The organism is Polaromonas sp. (assembly GCF_012927415.1).
Taxonomy (GTDB): domain Bacteria; phylum Pseudomonadota; class Gammaproteobacteria; order Burkholderiales; family Burkholderiaceae_C; genus Polaromonas.
This window is the reverse complement of record NZ_JABBPF010000072.1, coordinates 12,306-27,204: the sequence shown is the minus strand read 5'-3', so window position 1 is coordinate 27,204 and position 14,899 is coordinate 12,306. Positions and strand designations below refer to the sequence as shown.

At 63.0% G+C, this 14,899-nt stretch carries 14 protein-coding genes and 1 riboswitch; of the genes, 10 read left to right on the top strand and 4 right to left on the bottom strand.

Annotated elements, in window-relative coordinates:
* A partial coding sequence (locus HHJ19_RS07545) for a phosphomethylpyrimidine synthase ThiC (RefSeq protein WP_296905511.1) occupies positions 1–650 on the bottom strand: 650 nt, incomplete at its 3' end.
* 98 nt (positions 651–748) lie between these two features.
* Positions 749–874: riboswitch (TPP riboswitch) on the bottom strand.
* Positions 875–946: 72 nt separating this feature from the next.
* Positions 947–1,726, bottom strand: coding sequence for a hypothetical protein (locus HHJ19_RS07540; RefSeq protein ID WP_296905509.1), 780 nt, complete (start codon positions 1,724–1,726; stop codon positions 947–949).
* Between the two features lie 257 nt (positions 1,727–1,983).
* Between HHJ19_RS07540 and HHJ19_RS07535 the strand changes: the two genes are divergently transcribed.
* Positions 1,984–2,541: a Spy/CpxP family protein refolding chaperone gene (locus HHJ19_RS07535; protein ID WP_296905507.1), complete on the top strand. Its 558-nt coding sequence runs from the start codon at positions 1,984–1,986 to the stop codon at positions 2,539–2,541.
* A gap of 259 nt (positions 2,542–2,800) precedes the next feature.
* Positions 2,801–3,871: an NAD(P)H-dependent oxidoreductase gene (locus tag HHJ19_RS07530; protein WP_296905505.1), complete on the top strand. Its 1,071-nt coding sequence runs from the start codon at positions 2,801–2,803 to the stop codon at positions 3,869–3,871.
* 198 nt (positions 3,872–4,069) lie between these two features.
* On the opposite strand, the gene HHJ19_RS07525 is transcribed toward HHJ19_RS07530, so the two are convergent.
* The gene (locus HHJ19_RS07525; RefSeq protein WP_296905503.1) at positions 4,070–4,576 is read right to left on the bottom strand and encodes a hypothetical protein; all 507 of its coding nucleotides are present in this window, start codon (positions 4,574–4,576) and stop codon (positions 4,070–4,072) included.
* 428 nt (positions 4,577–5,004) lie between these two features.
* Between HHJ19_RS07525 and HHJ19_RS07520 the strand changes: the two genes are divergently transcribed.
* The 5 genes from HHJ19_RS07520 to HHJ19_RS07500 all read left to right on the top strand — a co-directional run bounded on the left by HHJ19_RS07520 (position 5,005) and on the right by HHJ19_RS07500 (position 11,287).
* A complete protein-coding gene (locus tag HHJ19_RS07520) occupies positions 5,005–5,808 on the top strand; it encodes an endonuclease/exonuclease/phosphatase family protein (RefSeq protein WP_296905513.1) in 804 nt (267 codons plus the stop codon).
* Between the two features lie 91 nt (positions 5,809–5,899).
* On the top strand, positions 5,900–7,162 hold the full coding sequence (gene clsB / locus HHJ19_RS07515) for a cardiolipin synthase ClsB (RefSeq protein ID WP_296905502.1): 1,263 nt from the start codon (positions 5,900–5,902) through the stop codon (positions 7,160–7,162).
* Between the two features lie 7 nt (positions 7,163–7,169).
* Complete coding sequence (locus HHJ19_RS07510) at positions 7,170–8,297, top strand: lysylphosphatidylglycerol synthase domain-containing protein (RefSeq protein WP_296905500.1); 1,128 nt, start codon at positions 7,170–7,172, stop codon at positions 8,295–8,297.
* A gap of 69 nt (positions 8,298–8,366) precedes the next feature.
* A complete protein-coding gene (locus HHJ19_RS07505) occupies positions 8,367–9,728 on the top strand; it encodes a putative DNA modification/repair radical SAM protein (protein ID WP_296905498.1) in 1,362 nt (453 codons plus the stop codon).
* Positions 9,728–11,287: a UdgX family uracil-DNA binding protein gene (locus tag HHJ19_RS07500; RefSeq protein WP_296905495.1), complete on the top strand. Its 1,560-nt coding sequence runs from the start codon at positions 9,728–9,730 to the stop codon at positions 11,285–11,287. Before HHJ19_RS07505 ends, HHJ19_RS07500 begins: the two co-directional genes overlap by 1 nt.
* A gap of 211 nt (positions 11,288–11,498) precedes the next feature.
* On the opposite strand, the gene HHJ19_RS07495 is transcribed toward HHJ19_RS07500, so the two are convergent.
* Positions 11,499–12,656, bottom strand: coding sequence for a metallophosphoesterase (locus tag HHJ19_RS07495; RefSeq protein WP_296905493.1), 1,158 nt, complete (start codon positions 12,654–12,656; stop codon positions 11,499–11,501).
* Between the two features lie 291 nt (positions 12,657–12,947).
* Here HHJ19_RS07495 and minC point away from each other — a divergent pair, with 291 nt between their 5' ends.
* The 3 genes from minC to minE are packed head-to-tail and all read left to right on the top strand — an operon-like array spanning position 12,948 to position 14,860.
* On the top strand, positions 12,948–13,727 hold the full coding sequence (gene minC, locus HHJ19_RS07490; protein WP_296905491.1) for a septum site-determining protein MinC: 780 nt from the start codon (positions 12,948–12,950) through the stop codon (positions 13,725–13,727).
* A 50-nt stretch (positions 13,728–13,777) separates the two neighbouring features.
* Positions 13,778–14,593 carry a septum site-determining protein MinD gene (minD, locus tag HHJ19_RS07485; protein ID WP_296905489.1) on the top strand — a complete coding sequence of 272 codons (816 nt, stop codon included), beginning with the start codon at positions 13,778–13,780 and terminating at the stop codon, positions 14,591–14,593.
* 6 nt (positions 14,594–14,599) lie between these two features.
* Complete coding sequence (gene minE, locus HHJ19_RS07480; protein ID WP_296905488.1) at positions 14,600–14,860, top strand: cell division topological specificity factor MinE; 261 nt, start codon at positions 14,600–14,602, stop codon at positions 14,858–14,860.
* Positions 14,861–14,899: the final 39 nt, after the last annotated feature.

Sequence of the window (14,899 nt, the reverse complement as noted above, 5' to 3'; positions counted from 1 at the left end):
GGGTGGTTGATGTTGTTCGGAATCACCGCGCGGCCGCGCGCCACTTCCTCGCGCACAAACTCGGCAGTGACGTCCTTCGGGATAGCCGCGCCGAACGAATGGCCTGTTTTGGGAATACGCTCGGTCGCCAAACGCTCGGCCAGCTGGGCGCGCACCAGGTTCTCGCGGATGGCGATGTATTCCATCTCTGGGGTGGTGATGCCCCGGCGTGCATAGTGCATCTGCGACACATTGGCACCCGCTTTGGCGCGGCGCGGCACGGGCGCATGGGCCATGCGCAGCGCGCTGAGGGCGGGATCGTTCAGGCGTTCACGGCCGTAGAGGCTGCTGATGCCGGGCAAGGCTTCGGTATCGGCGCGTTCGTTGATCCAGGCGCCGCGCAAGGGCTCCAGGCCGCGCGTGATGTCAATCGGCGCGACCGGGTCGGTGTAAACGCCCGACGAGTCAAACAGGCGCAGCGGTGCATTGGCTTCGCGGCGCGTCTGCCCGCCTTCGGCCACCAGCGTGTCGGTTAACGTGACCTCGCGAAACGGCACGCGAATGTCGGGGCGCGAGCCTTCGATATAAATCTTGCGCGAACCCGGAAAAGGCGTGCGGGTGATGCGGCTGATCAGGTCCGCTGCGTCGACGGAAAGATGGGTTTGGGCCATGGCTGTCTCCAGAAAAGGTGGTTTGCCTGCCTGGGGAGCCGGAGATGTCGCGCTGAAACGTCTGCTGAAAAATGGGCAAACGCACGATCGAAATTACCGGAGCCAAAAACGTTGTTCCCTACGCGGGAATGACCCCGATCAGGTTCAGCGGGTCTCGCATTTTGCGATCTCAGCCTCCGATGCGACATTTCTGCACACATCTTTTGGCACCCCGACAAGCTGGCTGCATTGTAAGCAGGTCGGCCAGTCATGACAACCGTGTGGCCCCGCGCGTCCCGGCGTCCCCTGATGGCTCCTCAGGGCGTGCGGGAAGGCCCAGGACCGGCTGCCGCAACGTCCGCGGGTTTGGACGCTCCCCCGAATTGCCAATTGACACCGACCGTCGTCCAGCTGGGGCCGCTAGGCCCGAGCGTGCGGGCGCGGCTGATGTCCAGGCTGAGCCCGGGCTTGAACGCCCAGCGCACCCCCACTCTGGCACTGCTGCTCCCCGATTGCAGGAATCTTTCAGCAATGAATGACCAGTCTGCAACGGGCGCCCACTCCAGGGCCAACCCGCCGAGCGCCTGATTGGGGCCGGTTTGTTGAAAATCCCGGCCCCAGTTTGCATGCACCGACAAGGTATCGCCGGCGCGCCACGTCACCGGTATGTAAAGGGTGCTACCTACATAACGGGGCGATTGATTGTTAAAGCGCAAGCCGACGACCAGCCCCACAGCCAGTTGCTCATTCAGACTGGTCGCCCATTTGACCTGAGGACTGAAACTGGTCGCGCCGTTCATGCCCGTGAACTTCTCACGGTCTACATTCACATCCAGCTCCACCGGGCCGACCCGGCAGCCCGGCCCGCCATGCAAAAGGGTACGGGCTCCGCCGGTTTCGCGCTCGGCCCAGACTTCCAGCTTGCACTGCCCCTCGTCGAGCATGTTGGCGTCATCCACGGCATGGTGACCGCCGGCGGCCTGCGCCGGCATCACCAGCGCGACTGCGGCCAGAGCCAGCCCCGCCCGCACGCCACACAGAAGACGAAAGCCCGGGTAAGGGTTGTTGCAGGGGGTCACAAGTCTCTCGGTTTTCATGGGGCTCCTTTTACGTGTTGGCCGGATCGGCGGTTTTGATCGGGTGGAGGCGTATTTTCGCCGTCTTGCAGGGGCCGGGTGAATCGCCTTGCGGCCAGAGTTTGCCTTGCGCTGGCGAAAGAGGCATTTTCTGGACTTTACAAACCCTCACCCCTGCGAAATCGCATCTATACATTGGGCCTGCAAACTAATGCTCATCCTGAAGCCAATAGTGGATTCAGGCGTTCTCTCTTGTTCTCTCCCGAAAGGAAGTTTCCATGAAATTCTCTCTCAAATCCCTGAATGGTCTCGTCCTTGCCAGCCTGCTCGCCACCGTTGGCGCCAGCGCGATGGCGGAAGGCCCGACCACCACGCCGGCAACGTCAGGCTACGACGCGGGCCAGCAGACCAGTCCAAACAACAATTCAATGATGAGCCATCACGACCCGGTGAAAATGCAGGCCTGGATGGCCAAAAGGCAGGCCGAACTGAAAGCCACACTCAAGATAACGCCAGCCCAGGAAGGCGCCTGGACCACCTTCACCGCCGCCATGCAGCCTCCCGCCCGCATGGGCGAGCGTCCCACCCCCGGGCAGCGTGCCGAACTCGGAAATCTGAGCACACCCGAGCGCATCGACAAAATGCGCATCATGCGCAGCCAACGCATGACCGACATGAATGCGGCCATGGAAAAACGCGGCGAAGCCACCAAGACTTTTTACGCCGCCCTGAGCCCTGAGCAGCAAAAGACTTTTGACGCCGAGCACCTGAAAATGGGTCAGCGCCATGGCCGTGGTCACTACGACGGCGGCGCAGGAATGCAGCGCAAGGGCTGATCAAGTCCGGATCATGGAACCCGGGCCACATCCCGCTTGATGACCTGCGAGGATGGCTCTTTTCGAGTCTGTCAACGCAGGTTTTTTCGTGCCTTTCGTTTTAGGCAATTACTCCCGATTTAATAGCACAACAAGTCCGTATTACCTGGACAAGACGCCAATCTTCCCGGTTTTTACCGTCTCGGGCAGACGCTCAGGGCGCTGTAGGACCGCGCCGTCACTTTTGACCACTGGCCTGGCCCGTCCTTAAACTGCCGGCATGACTCAAGTTCGCAAAGGCCAGGCGCCAGCCGTATTGTCGCGCAGTATGTTTCATGAACGCTTCATGCAGTCCTTCATGGACCCGGCCTTCAGGGCCGAAGACGCCGCTATCTCGCGTGTCGAAGAGGTCGCCTGGGACGCTTACCAGCAAGGCCGCAAGTCGCCCGTCACGCACAAGGCGGGGCCGGGCTACGCAGACCCCGAGTACGAGCTTTCGACAGAATGGCTGGAAACCCGGGGCCGCGTTGAAAAAGCCCAGGCCGCCTGGCAGCTGCCCGAGACCGCGTCGCGTGTTCTGCTGATCTGCGGCTCGGCGCGCAACGACGGAAGCTGCCCCGGCGAGATCTCCAAAACCTTTCGCATGGTGCAGTGGGCACAAGAAACGCTGCAACAGGCCCAGCTGCAAACCGACCTCCTTGACCTCAGCCTGCTGACTTCCAGCTACCACCTCAACATCCATCCCTGCAAGGGCTGCGTCTCCACTGCCATGCCGCTGTGTCACTGGCCGTGCAGCTGCTACCCCAACCATTCGCTCGGGCAGACCAGCGACTGGATGGCCGAGATCTACGAACGCTGGACGGCGGCGCATGCCGTGATCATTGTGAGTCCGGTCTACTGGTACCAGTCCCCCAGCCCGCTCAAGCTCATGATTGACAGGCTGGTTTGCGCCGATGGCGGCAACCCCGACCCGAGTAGCACCCACGGCAAAAAGCCCGCTGAAGCCAAGGCGCTGGAGTTGAAGGGCTGGGACTATCCGAAACACCTTGCGGGCCGCGTCTACGGTTTGGTGGTACATGGCGACGTGGCAGGCATTGAAGGCTCGCGCCGCGGCCTGTCTGACTGGCTCGACTGGATGGGTTTGATCGATGCGGGCAGCAAGGCCAGACTGGATCGCTTTGTCGGCTACTACGAGCCCTATGCAACCAGCCACGACACACTGGACGCAGACAAGGCGATGCAAGCCGAAGTCCGCAACGTCGCCAGCGCGGTCGCTTGCGCCGTGGCGCAGTTGCGCGCCGGCACGCTGTCGCAGCCCGATCGGGACCTGGTGCAACCCCGCCCCAAATAGGCCGGCTTCAGGGAGTCCACTTACAGCAGATTGGTTTGCTGCTCATCATTCACCGTTTACGAATTGCAATTTGCGATTTGCCGAAAGAACGCAAAAAATCCGGGCGGTGGATTGAATTTCCACCAGCCCGGATCTGCAGTTTTTTCCCGGAACTCCCGCCAGCGGGAAGCCCGGGTTAAACCAGAGTAACGATGCTACTTATTTGGACGGGCTGGGCGTCATGCCGCTGCTGTCGCCGCCGGTCTCGGCACTGCCCTTGTTCATCGTTCCCTTGCTCATCGTCCCTTTGTTCATCATGCGTTTGTCCTGCCTGGCAGAGCGCTTGGCAGCCCTGGCGGCCTTTTTGTTGGCGCGGGCTTCGTCGCGCGATGCGGTGTCCATACCCTTACCGGCCATCGGAGAAGGGTTGGCAATGTCATCCTTGGATTTGGTCGTGCCAGCAATACTTCCCTGATTCATCATCGGCGAACCTGAGCCCGACATACCCGAACTGCCGGCGGAGCCCGAAGTTCCATTACCGGCCGCCGGGGCGGGCATCACGGCATTGTCTTTTGGTTTTGTGGTGCCGGCAGGGAGATTACTCTGTTGGGCCTGGCTCATTGCCCCACCCGGTGTTGACACTCCGGCAGGACCGGTTTGAGCGTGCACAGCACCGCCCAGTAACAATGCGGCCGTTACCGCCAGCGCCAGAGGGGCTGTTTTCATGAATGGCTTTTTCAGCATGGTAATTCCTTAATGCCCATGAGGGCGTGTTGAACAGAGAAACATAGGGGCTCGCCAATCGACTCATAGTTGGCTCTGCCTGCGATCAATTTGACAGCCACCAGGCTTTCAGCGGTATCGGAAGGACGGACACGCTTGTGTAGGACTCAAGCCTCGCAGCCTGTGATTGAAAAAGCAGGCGCTGCCATGCCATTCGCCAGCCGGCGCGCCAAAATCAACAAGCCAGCCGATGTGCGACAAATAAGTCGCTGTCCTACAGTAGTGCCATGCCCCTGAGCCAACAATGAGTCTCGGGGTTTCTTAGCCCGCCTTTTTAGATTCTTATGACTCCTCCCAAAGCTTCCCGCATCTCTTCCCTGCAACCCTCCGTTGAGGCGCCGTCAGCTGAAGAATCTACCGCCCAGCCGGATATGCGCGCCGTCCAGGCCGACACCCGGACCGCGCTGGCTGCCGCCTCGTCGGGCGAGCCGTTTTCCTTCAAGGTTCTGACGGTCAACATCCACAAGGGATTTACCTTTTTCAACCGAAAATTCATTCTGTCGGAATTGCGAGACGCGGTGCGCCAGGTGGGCGCCGACGTGGTCTTCCTTCAGGAGGTGACGGGCAACCATCTCAAGCATGCCGAGAAGTTCGACAATTACCCAGACGCGCCTCATTACGAATACCTGGCCGACAGCATCTGGAAGCAGTTCGCCTATGGACGCAACGCGGTGTACACCAACGGCCATCACGGCAACGCGGTGCTGTCCAAGTTTCCGATCGTGCGTTTTGAAAACCGCGACATTTCCATCAACGGCCCGGAACGGCGCGGCATGCTGCACTGCGAGCTGGAAGTGCCGGGCCAGAGCCGCAACGTGCATGTCATCTGCGTGCATCTGGGCCTGCTCGAGGTGCACCGAACCCAGCAGATGAAAATGCTCTGCGACCTGGTGCGAAAAGAAATTCCGGCAAGGGCGCCCGTGGTGGTGGCCGGCGACTTCAACGACTGGCGCCGCCGCGCCCACGCGCAGCTCGCCCGTGGCGCCAATCTGCACGAAGTGTTTGTGCATGCCAACGGCCACGCGGCACGCACGTTTCCAGCGCGCTTGCCGATGCTGCAGCTCGACCGCATCTACGTGCGCAACGCCGTCGGCCACGCACCCATCATCCTGCCCAGCAACCCGTGGTCTCATCTCTCCGACCACGCACCGCTGGCCGCCGAGATCAGGCTGTGACGGGCAAGGTGCGTAGCGCCGGGCCGGCTCAGGCAAGCAAAACTGCACTGGTCAGCAGGGCATTGCACGCAGCGGCCCGCGTGGCGTCACCATGAGCCGGTGGATCAGCGGCAACCGCTTTGCGCTGCTTGAAAACGGTGAGGAATTTTTCCCCCGGGTGTTCGAGTGCATCGCCGCAGCCGAGCATGAAGTGCTATTGGAAACCTTCATCCTGTTTGAAGACAAGGTGGGCAAGGGGCTCCATGCGGCCCTGCTTAAAGCCGCCCAACGCGGCGCGCAGATTGACATGACCATTGACGGATTTGGCTCTCCTGACTTGTCGGTCGAATTCATTTCCAGCCTCATACAGGCCGGCGTGCGCGTGCATGTGTTTGACCCCGGACCCAAACTCTGGGGCTGGCGCACCAACCTGTTTCGCCGCATGCATCGCAAGCTGGTGGTGGTGGACTGCGAGCACGCATTCGTCGGCGGCATCAACTTTTCGGCCGATCACCTGGCCGACTTCGGCCCGGGCGCCAAACAGGACTATGCAGTCGAGGTGCAGGGCCCGATCGTCGCCGATATTCAGCAGTTCATGCACCGGGCACTGGCTGCCGGCCAGCGTTTGCCGGCCGGCGAGCGGTCTCTTGCCAGCCGGTGGGAGGGCCGCGTGCCAGGCCCGGCGGGTGATTCTGCGGCACTGTTTGTAACGCGCGACAACCGCAAGCACACCAACGACATCGAACGGCACTACCGCATCGCCATCCGCGCCGCGCGCTCACGCGTCGTGATTGCAAATGCCTACTTTTTCCCCGGTTACCGCCTGCTCAGGGAAATGTGCAGGGCGGCGCGACGCGGGGTGGATGTGCGTCTGATCCTGCAGGGCCAGCCCGACATGCCCATCGTAAAGACTGCGGCCAGCCTGCTGTACCGCCACCTGCTGGACGCTGGCGTGAAAATTTATGAATATTGCGACCGGCCACTACACGGCAAGGTCGCCGTCTCGGACGGAAAATGGGCCACGGTAGGGTCGAGCAACCTGGACCCGCTCAGCCTGTCACTCAACCTCGAAGCCAATGTCATCATCAAGGACAAGGGCTTCGCCCAGCTCTTGAACGAGCGGCTTGACCAGCTCATGCAGCACAGCTGCAAACAGGTGCAACGCGGCGATCTGCCGGCTGCCAGCTGGTGGAGCGCCGTGCGCAGTTTCCTTGTCTTTCACATGCTGCGCCGCTATGCCGCATGGGCTGGCTGGCTGCCGGCCCATGCCCCCCGGCTGACGTTAGCCCTGTCGGCCACTGCCACGGCACTGACCACCGAGAAGTCGGCCGGAGCCGACCAGGTCAATCAGGTCAACCGGGCCGACCCGGCTTGAAACCGCCATGAAGCGGCGCGGTGCACTGCCCCCGCCGCAGCCTCGGTCGCTGAATCTGGCCTCGCAGCGCCGGCGCAACATCACTCGAACCGCCTGGTGGCCCTGGCTCAAGCGTGGCGGCACAACTGCCTTTTTTGCATTGGTGGCGTACCTGCTGTTTTCACAGGCGCGCAGCATCGAGTGGGACAAGGTGCTCAGCTCGCTGCAGCACTATCCGCTCGCGGCGGCGGGTGGCGCGGCGGCGCTGGCGCTGGCAAGCTTCGTTCTATACAGCTGCTTTGACCTGCTCGGGCGCCGCTACACCGGCCATCACCTGGGCACAGCCACCGTGATGGCGACCACCTTCGTCAGCTACGCGTTCAACCTCAATCTCGGCTCGGTGGTGGGGGGCGTAGCACTGCGCTACCGGCTGTATTCGAGGCTGGGCCTGGACAGCGGCGTCATCACGCGCGTGATGACGCTGAGCATGCTGAGCAACTGGATGGGTTACATAGTGCTGGCGGGCCTGGTGTTCAGTCTGCAGCCGCCAGTCCTGCCGGTCAACTGGGCCATCAATGTCGGCAATCTTCGCCTGATCGGCCTGGCGCTGCTGGCGGCGGCGCTGGCCTACCTGGCCGCCTGCGCGTTTTCCCGCCGGCGCACGCTATGGCTGCGCGGCCACGAGATCGAGCTGCCGTCGATCCGCATGGCCGGCCTGCAGTTGCTTATGGGCGCCAGCAACTGGCTGATCATGTCCGGCATCATTTTTGTGCTGCTGCAACAGCGCATCGAGTTTTCCGCCGTGGTGGGCACGCTGCTGCTGGCCGCCATCGCCGGGGTGATCACGCACGTCCCGGCCGGCCTGGGCGTGCTTGAGGCAGTGTTCGTCGCACTGCTGTCGCACCAGCTGCCCCGCTACGAACTGCTGGCCGCCATCGCCGGGGTGATCACGCACGTCCCGGCCGGCCTGGGCGTGCTTGAGGCAGTGTTCGTCGCACTGCTGTCGCACCAGCTGCCCCGCTACGAACTGCTGGCCGCGCTGATTGCCTACCGCATGATTTACTACTTCACCCCGCTGGCCGTGGCCAGCGTGCTCTACCTCGTCATTGAGGGGGGCGCCACCCGGCTGGGTCAGCCGGTTCGGCCAGCGCAATGACCCGGCGCCGTTGCGGGGCTTGCGTCAAAACGGGCTGACACGGAGTACAAACAACTGTATATTGGTACAGTGATCACATCGCAAAAACTAGCCATCTTGGCCGACGCAGCCAAATATGACGCGTCATGCTCATCCAGCGGCACGAGCAAACGCCACTCGCTGGGCGGCAAGGGCATCGGCTCGACCGAAGGATCGGGCATCTGTCACAGCTACGCGCCTGACGGGCGCTGTATCTCGCTGTTGAAGATCCTCTTCACCAATTTCTGCCTTTACGACTGCCTCTACTGTGTCAACCGCGTCAGCAGCAACGTGCCGCGCGCGCGTTTCACCGTCGATGAGGTGGTACAGCTCACGCTGGATTTTTACCGCCGCAACTGCATCGAAGGCCTGTTTTTGTCGTCGGGCATCATTCAAAGTCCCGACTACACCATGGAACTGGTGGTCGAAGTGGCGCGCGTGCTGCGCGTGGAGCACGATTTTCGCGGCTACATCCACCTCAAGACCATTCCTGACGCCTCAGCCGACTTGCTGGCGCGCGCCGGCCGGTATGCCGACCGCCTCAGCATCAACGTCGAGCTGCCCACGGTGCAAAGCCTGCACGCGCTGGCGCCGCAAAAAGACAGCGCGGCGATTCGCCGCTCGATGGCGCAGCTGCGGCTGGGCATTGACGAGGCCAAAGGCGCGACCCGAGATGCCCAAAAAACAAGCATCATCTCACTTCCCCGGTCGCTCAAAACCCGGCTGGCTCCGGCGCCGCGCTTCGCACCAGGCGGCCAGAGCACGCAGATGATCGTTGGCGCCGACAGCACCGACGACCGCACCATTCTTCAAACCACCGCCACGTTGTACAGCGCCTATCAGCTGCGCCGCGTCTACTACTCGGCTTTCAGCCCGATTCCCGATGCATCGGCCCGATTGCCGCTTCGCCAGCCGCCGCTGATCAGGGAACACCGGCTATACCAGGCTGACTGGCTGATCCGCTTCTACGGCTTTGCCCACCATGAAATCGTGCCCGATGCAGCCGGCCCGGGCGGCACGCCGGGCCACGGCATGTTGGCCCTGGACATGGATCCTAAACTGGCCTGGGCGCTGGCCCATCGCGGGCAGTTTCCGGTCAATGTCAACTGCGCGCCGCGCGAAATGCTGCTGCGCGTGCCCGGCCTGGGCGTCAAGGCCGTCACGCGCATCCTGCAGGCACGCCGCGTGCGCCAGTTGCGCGCCGACGACCTGCAGCGGCTGCATGTGCCACTCAAAAAAGTGTTGCCCTTTGTGCTGCTGGCCGACCACCAGCCCGGCGCCACGCTTGACGCGCTCAACCTGGCGGCGCGGCTCACGCCCACACCCGTGCAAGCCGGCCTGTTTGACGAACCTGAAAACACCGCGCTGCCGCTGCTGGCCTCCGCACCAGTAGCCGCACAGCAGGCCTGGTAATGCAGACGCTGCTGACCGCCGACCTTTTTGCTGACGCGCCGGCCGCGCCCGCGCTGCACGCCGTCACTTTGCAAGGCCCGGTAGATATTTTGGGCTTTCGCAGCGCCGCGCGGGCTCTGCTGGCCCGGCAGGTGCCCCCGAAGCAGGTGAGCTGGCACAGCAGCGATGCGCCGGTGCAAGACCTGTTTGCGTCGCCCACGCCGGCCCAGGGCACGGCGGGCGCACCGCCCGCCCCCGCCGTCAACGTGCCTGCCGACTTTTTGCCGCTGTGCCAGAGCGTCATCCTGCACCGCGACCCGAACCGCTTCGGCCTGCTTTATCGACTGCTGTGGCGGCTGGTGCATGAGCCCACACTGCGCCATGACCCGCTCGACGCCGACCAGGTGCTGGCCCGGCACCTGGCGCAGGCCGTACGCCGCGACCTGCACAAGATGAAGGCCTTTGTGCGCTTTCGTACCGTGCAGGACGAGACTTTCAAAAGCCACCCCGAGGGCGGACCGCTGCATGTTGCCTGGTTCGAGCCCGAGCACCACATCGTTGAAGCAGTGGCGCCCTTTTTTGCCCGCCGCTTCACGCAGATGCGCTGGGCCATCCTGACGCCAGAGCGCAGCGTGGAGTGGAGCGCGGCGAAGCTGCATTTCGGGCCGCCCGCCCGGCGCGAACAGGCGCCGCCGGCAGACGCCGGCGAGCAGCTCTGGCTTACCTATTACCAGCACATCTTCAACCCTGCGCGCCTCAAACTCAAAATGATGCAGAAGGAAATGCCGCGGCGTTACTGGAAAAACCTGCCGGAAGCGCAGCTCATCAGCAGCCTGGCTGCCCAGGCCCCACAGCAGCGCCTGGGCATGATCGAGCAGCCAGCCAGCGCCCTCCAGCGGCGGGTTCCCGCCGCGCCGCTTCACCGCGCCGCCGTTCAGCGCCAGCAGTCCGCCATTGAGCCCGGCGACGGGCCGGAAGCTCAGCCCCTTAGCACTGCAGCGCTGCTTGACAGCCTGCAACGCTGCCGTCAATGTCCGATCGGCCAGCACGCCACGCAAGCGGTCGGCGGTGAAGGCCCGGCGCGCGCGCGCCTCATGCTGGTAGGCGAGCAACCGGGCGACCAGGAAGACTTGCGCGGCCGACCCTTCGTCGGTCCGGCCGGACAGCTGCTGGACCGCGCGCTGGCAGAACTGCGCTGGGACCGCAACCATCTCTACCTCACCAACGCCGTCAAGCATTTCAAATATGAACCGCGCGGCCGGCGCCGCATGCACAAAACGCCGTCGCAAGCGGAGGCAGCCGCCTGCCTGCATTGGCTTGAAAGCGAAATCCGGCTGGTGCAACCCGAGGCGGCGATCGCGCTCGGTGCCACCGCCGCTGCGTCACTGCTGGGCCGGCACGTCGCTGTGATGTCGGAGCGCGGCCAGTGGTTCACCCGGCCCGACGGCTTGCGTGTGCTGGTCACCCTGCACCCGGCCGCCCTGCTGCGCACCGAAGCGCAACATCAGCCCGCCGCTTACCTGGCATGGCTGGAAGACCTGCAGCGCGCGGACCCGTTGGCACGGCCCGACGCCAGATGAAACGACTGAAGACTGTCCGGCGGCCATCCCTTGCGACCGAAAAGTCATTTTTCAGCGAAATCAGCTTCTAGTCCAATGAATATCGATATAGCTTGCTATTTATTCAATAGCAATACAACCATGGCACGGAGGGGCGCACCGGACAGCTCCGGAGCAGCCAGCGCCAGCGGTTACGTCCAACGATCCGCCCACGCGCGGGCCGGACGGGAAGTCAAGCAGCGACCAGCGTCAAGCAGGTAATTTCAGAAGGTGCGCCAAAGCGCTTGGGCGGCCCCCAATAACCGGTGCCCCGGCTCGTATAGACCCAAAGGTTTTGCAGCCGGTTCAGCCCGGCGGTGAAAGGCTGCTGAAACCGCACGAACAGATTCCAGGGGTAAAACTGCCCGCCGTGGGTATGGCCCGACAACTGCAGATCAAAGCCGGCCTCAGCCGCCGCAGCCGCACTGCGCGGCTGGTGCGCCAGCAGCACGCGAACCGCGTCAAGCGGCGCGCCGCGCAGCGCGGCCACCGGGTCGCTGCGATGCGCTGGATCAAAATGGCCCCCGCTGTAATCGGTCACACCGGCCAGCACCAAAGGAATCCCTCGCGCCGTTGCCGCGTCGGGATGGGCAATCACCACATGCTCGTTCAGCAGCACCGTCAGCCCGAGCCGCCGCAGCTCCACAATCCAGCCATCGGCACCCGAGTAATACTCATGGTTGCCGGTCACGAAAAACGTGCCGTGACGCGAGCGCAAATCAGCCAGTGGCGCCACATGCGCGGCCAGCTCGCTCACCCGGCCATCGACCAGGTCGCCGGTAATAGCCACCAGATCAGCCTCCAGCGCGTTGACCCTGTCCACAATGCGGCGCAGGTAAGGCCGCCGGATGGTCGGTCCGACATGAATATCACTGATCTGCACCAAGGTAAAACCCTGCCACGCGAGCGGCAAATCCCTGATCGGCACGTTGATCCGCACCACCGCCGCCGTGCGTCTGGCGTTCATAAAGCCCATCAGCGTGACCATGCCGCCGAGCAGCGGCACCGCCTGGGCAGAAAAGCTGCGCCATTGCGCCAGTGGCAGCGCGCCGGGCGACACCAGCACCATCAGCCACACCAGACCCAAGACCGCGTCGCGCAACAATGTCAGCACCAGCAGCGATGAAAACAAACCCATGCAAAGCAAGCCCGCCCAACTCAGCAGATCGGCCAGCGGCGGCCTGGCTACACGCCGGGCCAGCAGGCCAAACGGCATCAGCAACGCCGACAGGCAGAGGATGCCGAGCAGCCAAAGCTGGTCTCCGGCGCCGCCAGGCAGCGCGGGCAAAAGGCGCAGGCCGATATAGCCATGCATCAGGGCGCTTAGCCCAATCAGCGTCAAAACGTTCATCAAGTTCCGGGATAATGTCCCTTTTTGTTCCTAACATTTTTATATGGGCGCAATCTGCATGCATTCAATGCCTGAAGACTTTGATGAACAAAGCCCGCTGCAAGACGGGCTGCCCGCGCGCTGTCGGCCTGCCATGGCGGCCAGGCGTTTCATACGCTCACAAATCCAGCTTTTCATGCGGGCAAATGCGGTCTTTCTTGCGCTACCCTCGGCGCTGTTCCCAGCGCAATTCTCGACGCCAGCCGCGCGGGCCCGTGCTGTCTTCCACGCTTAAACCGCCCTGCATCGCACATGACTGCTGCCCCCCCCGCCAACACGCCGGCCACGTTTGAAATCAAGAGCGCCAACCTGCCACTGGTGGCGCTGCTGCTCAGGTCCACTGCGCTGGACGCTCTGACGCGCGAGCTGGCGCTGCGCTTTGGCGACATTCCTGATTTTTTCGACCAGGATCCGCTGGTGATTGACCTGTCACCGCTACAGGCTGCCGGCACAAGCCATACCGAAATTGATTTTCCCGCGCTGATCGCCCTGCTCGTCAGCTACCGCGTGGTGCCGATCGCCGTCAAGGGCGGCAGCGCCGCCCAGATGGCAGCAGCCTGGCAGGCCGGCCTGCCAGGCGCGCCCGACGCCCAGCTGCTGACCCCCAAGCCCACCCCGGAAGCCACCAGACGCCAGTCGGCTCCACTGCCCGCAGCCCTGGCGCCCGCAGCGCCCCTGGGCGCGCTGGTGATCGACAAGCCGCTTCGTTCCGGCCAGCAGGTTTATGCGCGCGGCCGCGACCTGGTGGTGCTGGCCATGGTCAATGCCGGGGCCGAAGTGATTGCCGACGGCCACATCCACGTCTATGCGCCGCTGCGCGGCAAAGCCATGGCCGGCGCGCGCGGCAACACCGATGCGCGCATCTTCGCGCTGGCGCTGGAGGCCGAATTGCTGTCGATCGCCGGCGTCTACCGCACCAGCGAGAATCCGCTGCCGCCCGAAGTCGCCGGCCAGCCAGCCCAGGTGCGGCTGATGCCGGGGGAAGACGGTGCCGACGGTGACCGGCTGGTAATGACACCCATGAACAGCTAGACCGCTGAAACACGCTATCCGCCCAATCAATTCTTTAAGGACTTTTACGAATGGCAAAAATCATTGTGGTGACCTCCGGCAAAGGCGGCGTGGGCAAAACCACTACCAGCGCCAGCTTTTCAACCGGTCTTGCCCTGCGGGGCCACAAAACCGCCGTCATCGACTTTGACGTCGGCCTGCGCAACCTCGACCTCATCATGGGCTGCGAACGCCGCGTGGTGTATGACCTGATCAACGTCATCCAGGGCGAAGCCACGCTCAATCAAGCCCTCATCAAGGACAAGCAGTGCCCCAACCTGTTCGTGCTGGCGGCATCGCAAACCCGCGACAAGGATGCGCTGACGCAGGACGGCGTGGAAAAAATCCTCAAGGACCTCGCCGACATGGACTTCGAATACATCGTCTGCGACTCGCCCGCCGGCATCGAGACCGGCGCGCTGATGGCGATGCACTTCGCCGACGAAGCGCTGGTGGTGACCAACCCGGAGGTGTCGTCGGTGCGCGACTCCGACCGCATTCTGGGCATGCTGGCCAGCAAGACGCAACGTGCCATCAACGGTGACGACCCGATCAAGGAACACCTGCTGATCACCCGCTACAACCCTAGCCGTGTCGACCAGGGGCAGATGCTTTCGCTCGAAGACATCCAGGACATCCTGCGCATCAAGCTGATCGGCGTGATTCCCGAGTCGGAAGCGGTGCTGCAGGCTTCCAACCAGGGTGTTCCCGCCGTGCACATGCAGGGCAGCGATGTGTCGGAGGCTTACAAGGACGTGATCGACCGCTTTTTGGGTGAGGACAAACCCATGCGCTTCATTGACGCACAAAAGCCGGGTTTCCTCAAACGCCTGTTCGGAGGAAAATAAATCGCCATGGCTTCATTCCTGTCCTTTTTGCTCGGTGAAAAGAAAAAAACCGCCAGCGTCGCCAAAGAACGGCTGCAAATCATCCTGGCGCACGAACGCTCGGGCCGCAGCAGCCATCAGCCGGACTACCTGCCGGCGCTGCAGCGCGACCTGATCGCCGTGATCTCCAAATACATCAATATCAATCCCGACGACATCAAGGTCAACCTTGAGCGGCAAGACAACCTGGATGTACTTGAAGTCAAGATCGAGTTGCCTGACAAGTAGCCAGCACCGGCAAGCGCGCGTCGCAGGCCGGCCCTGCAG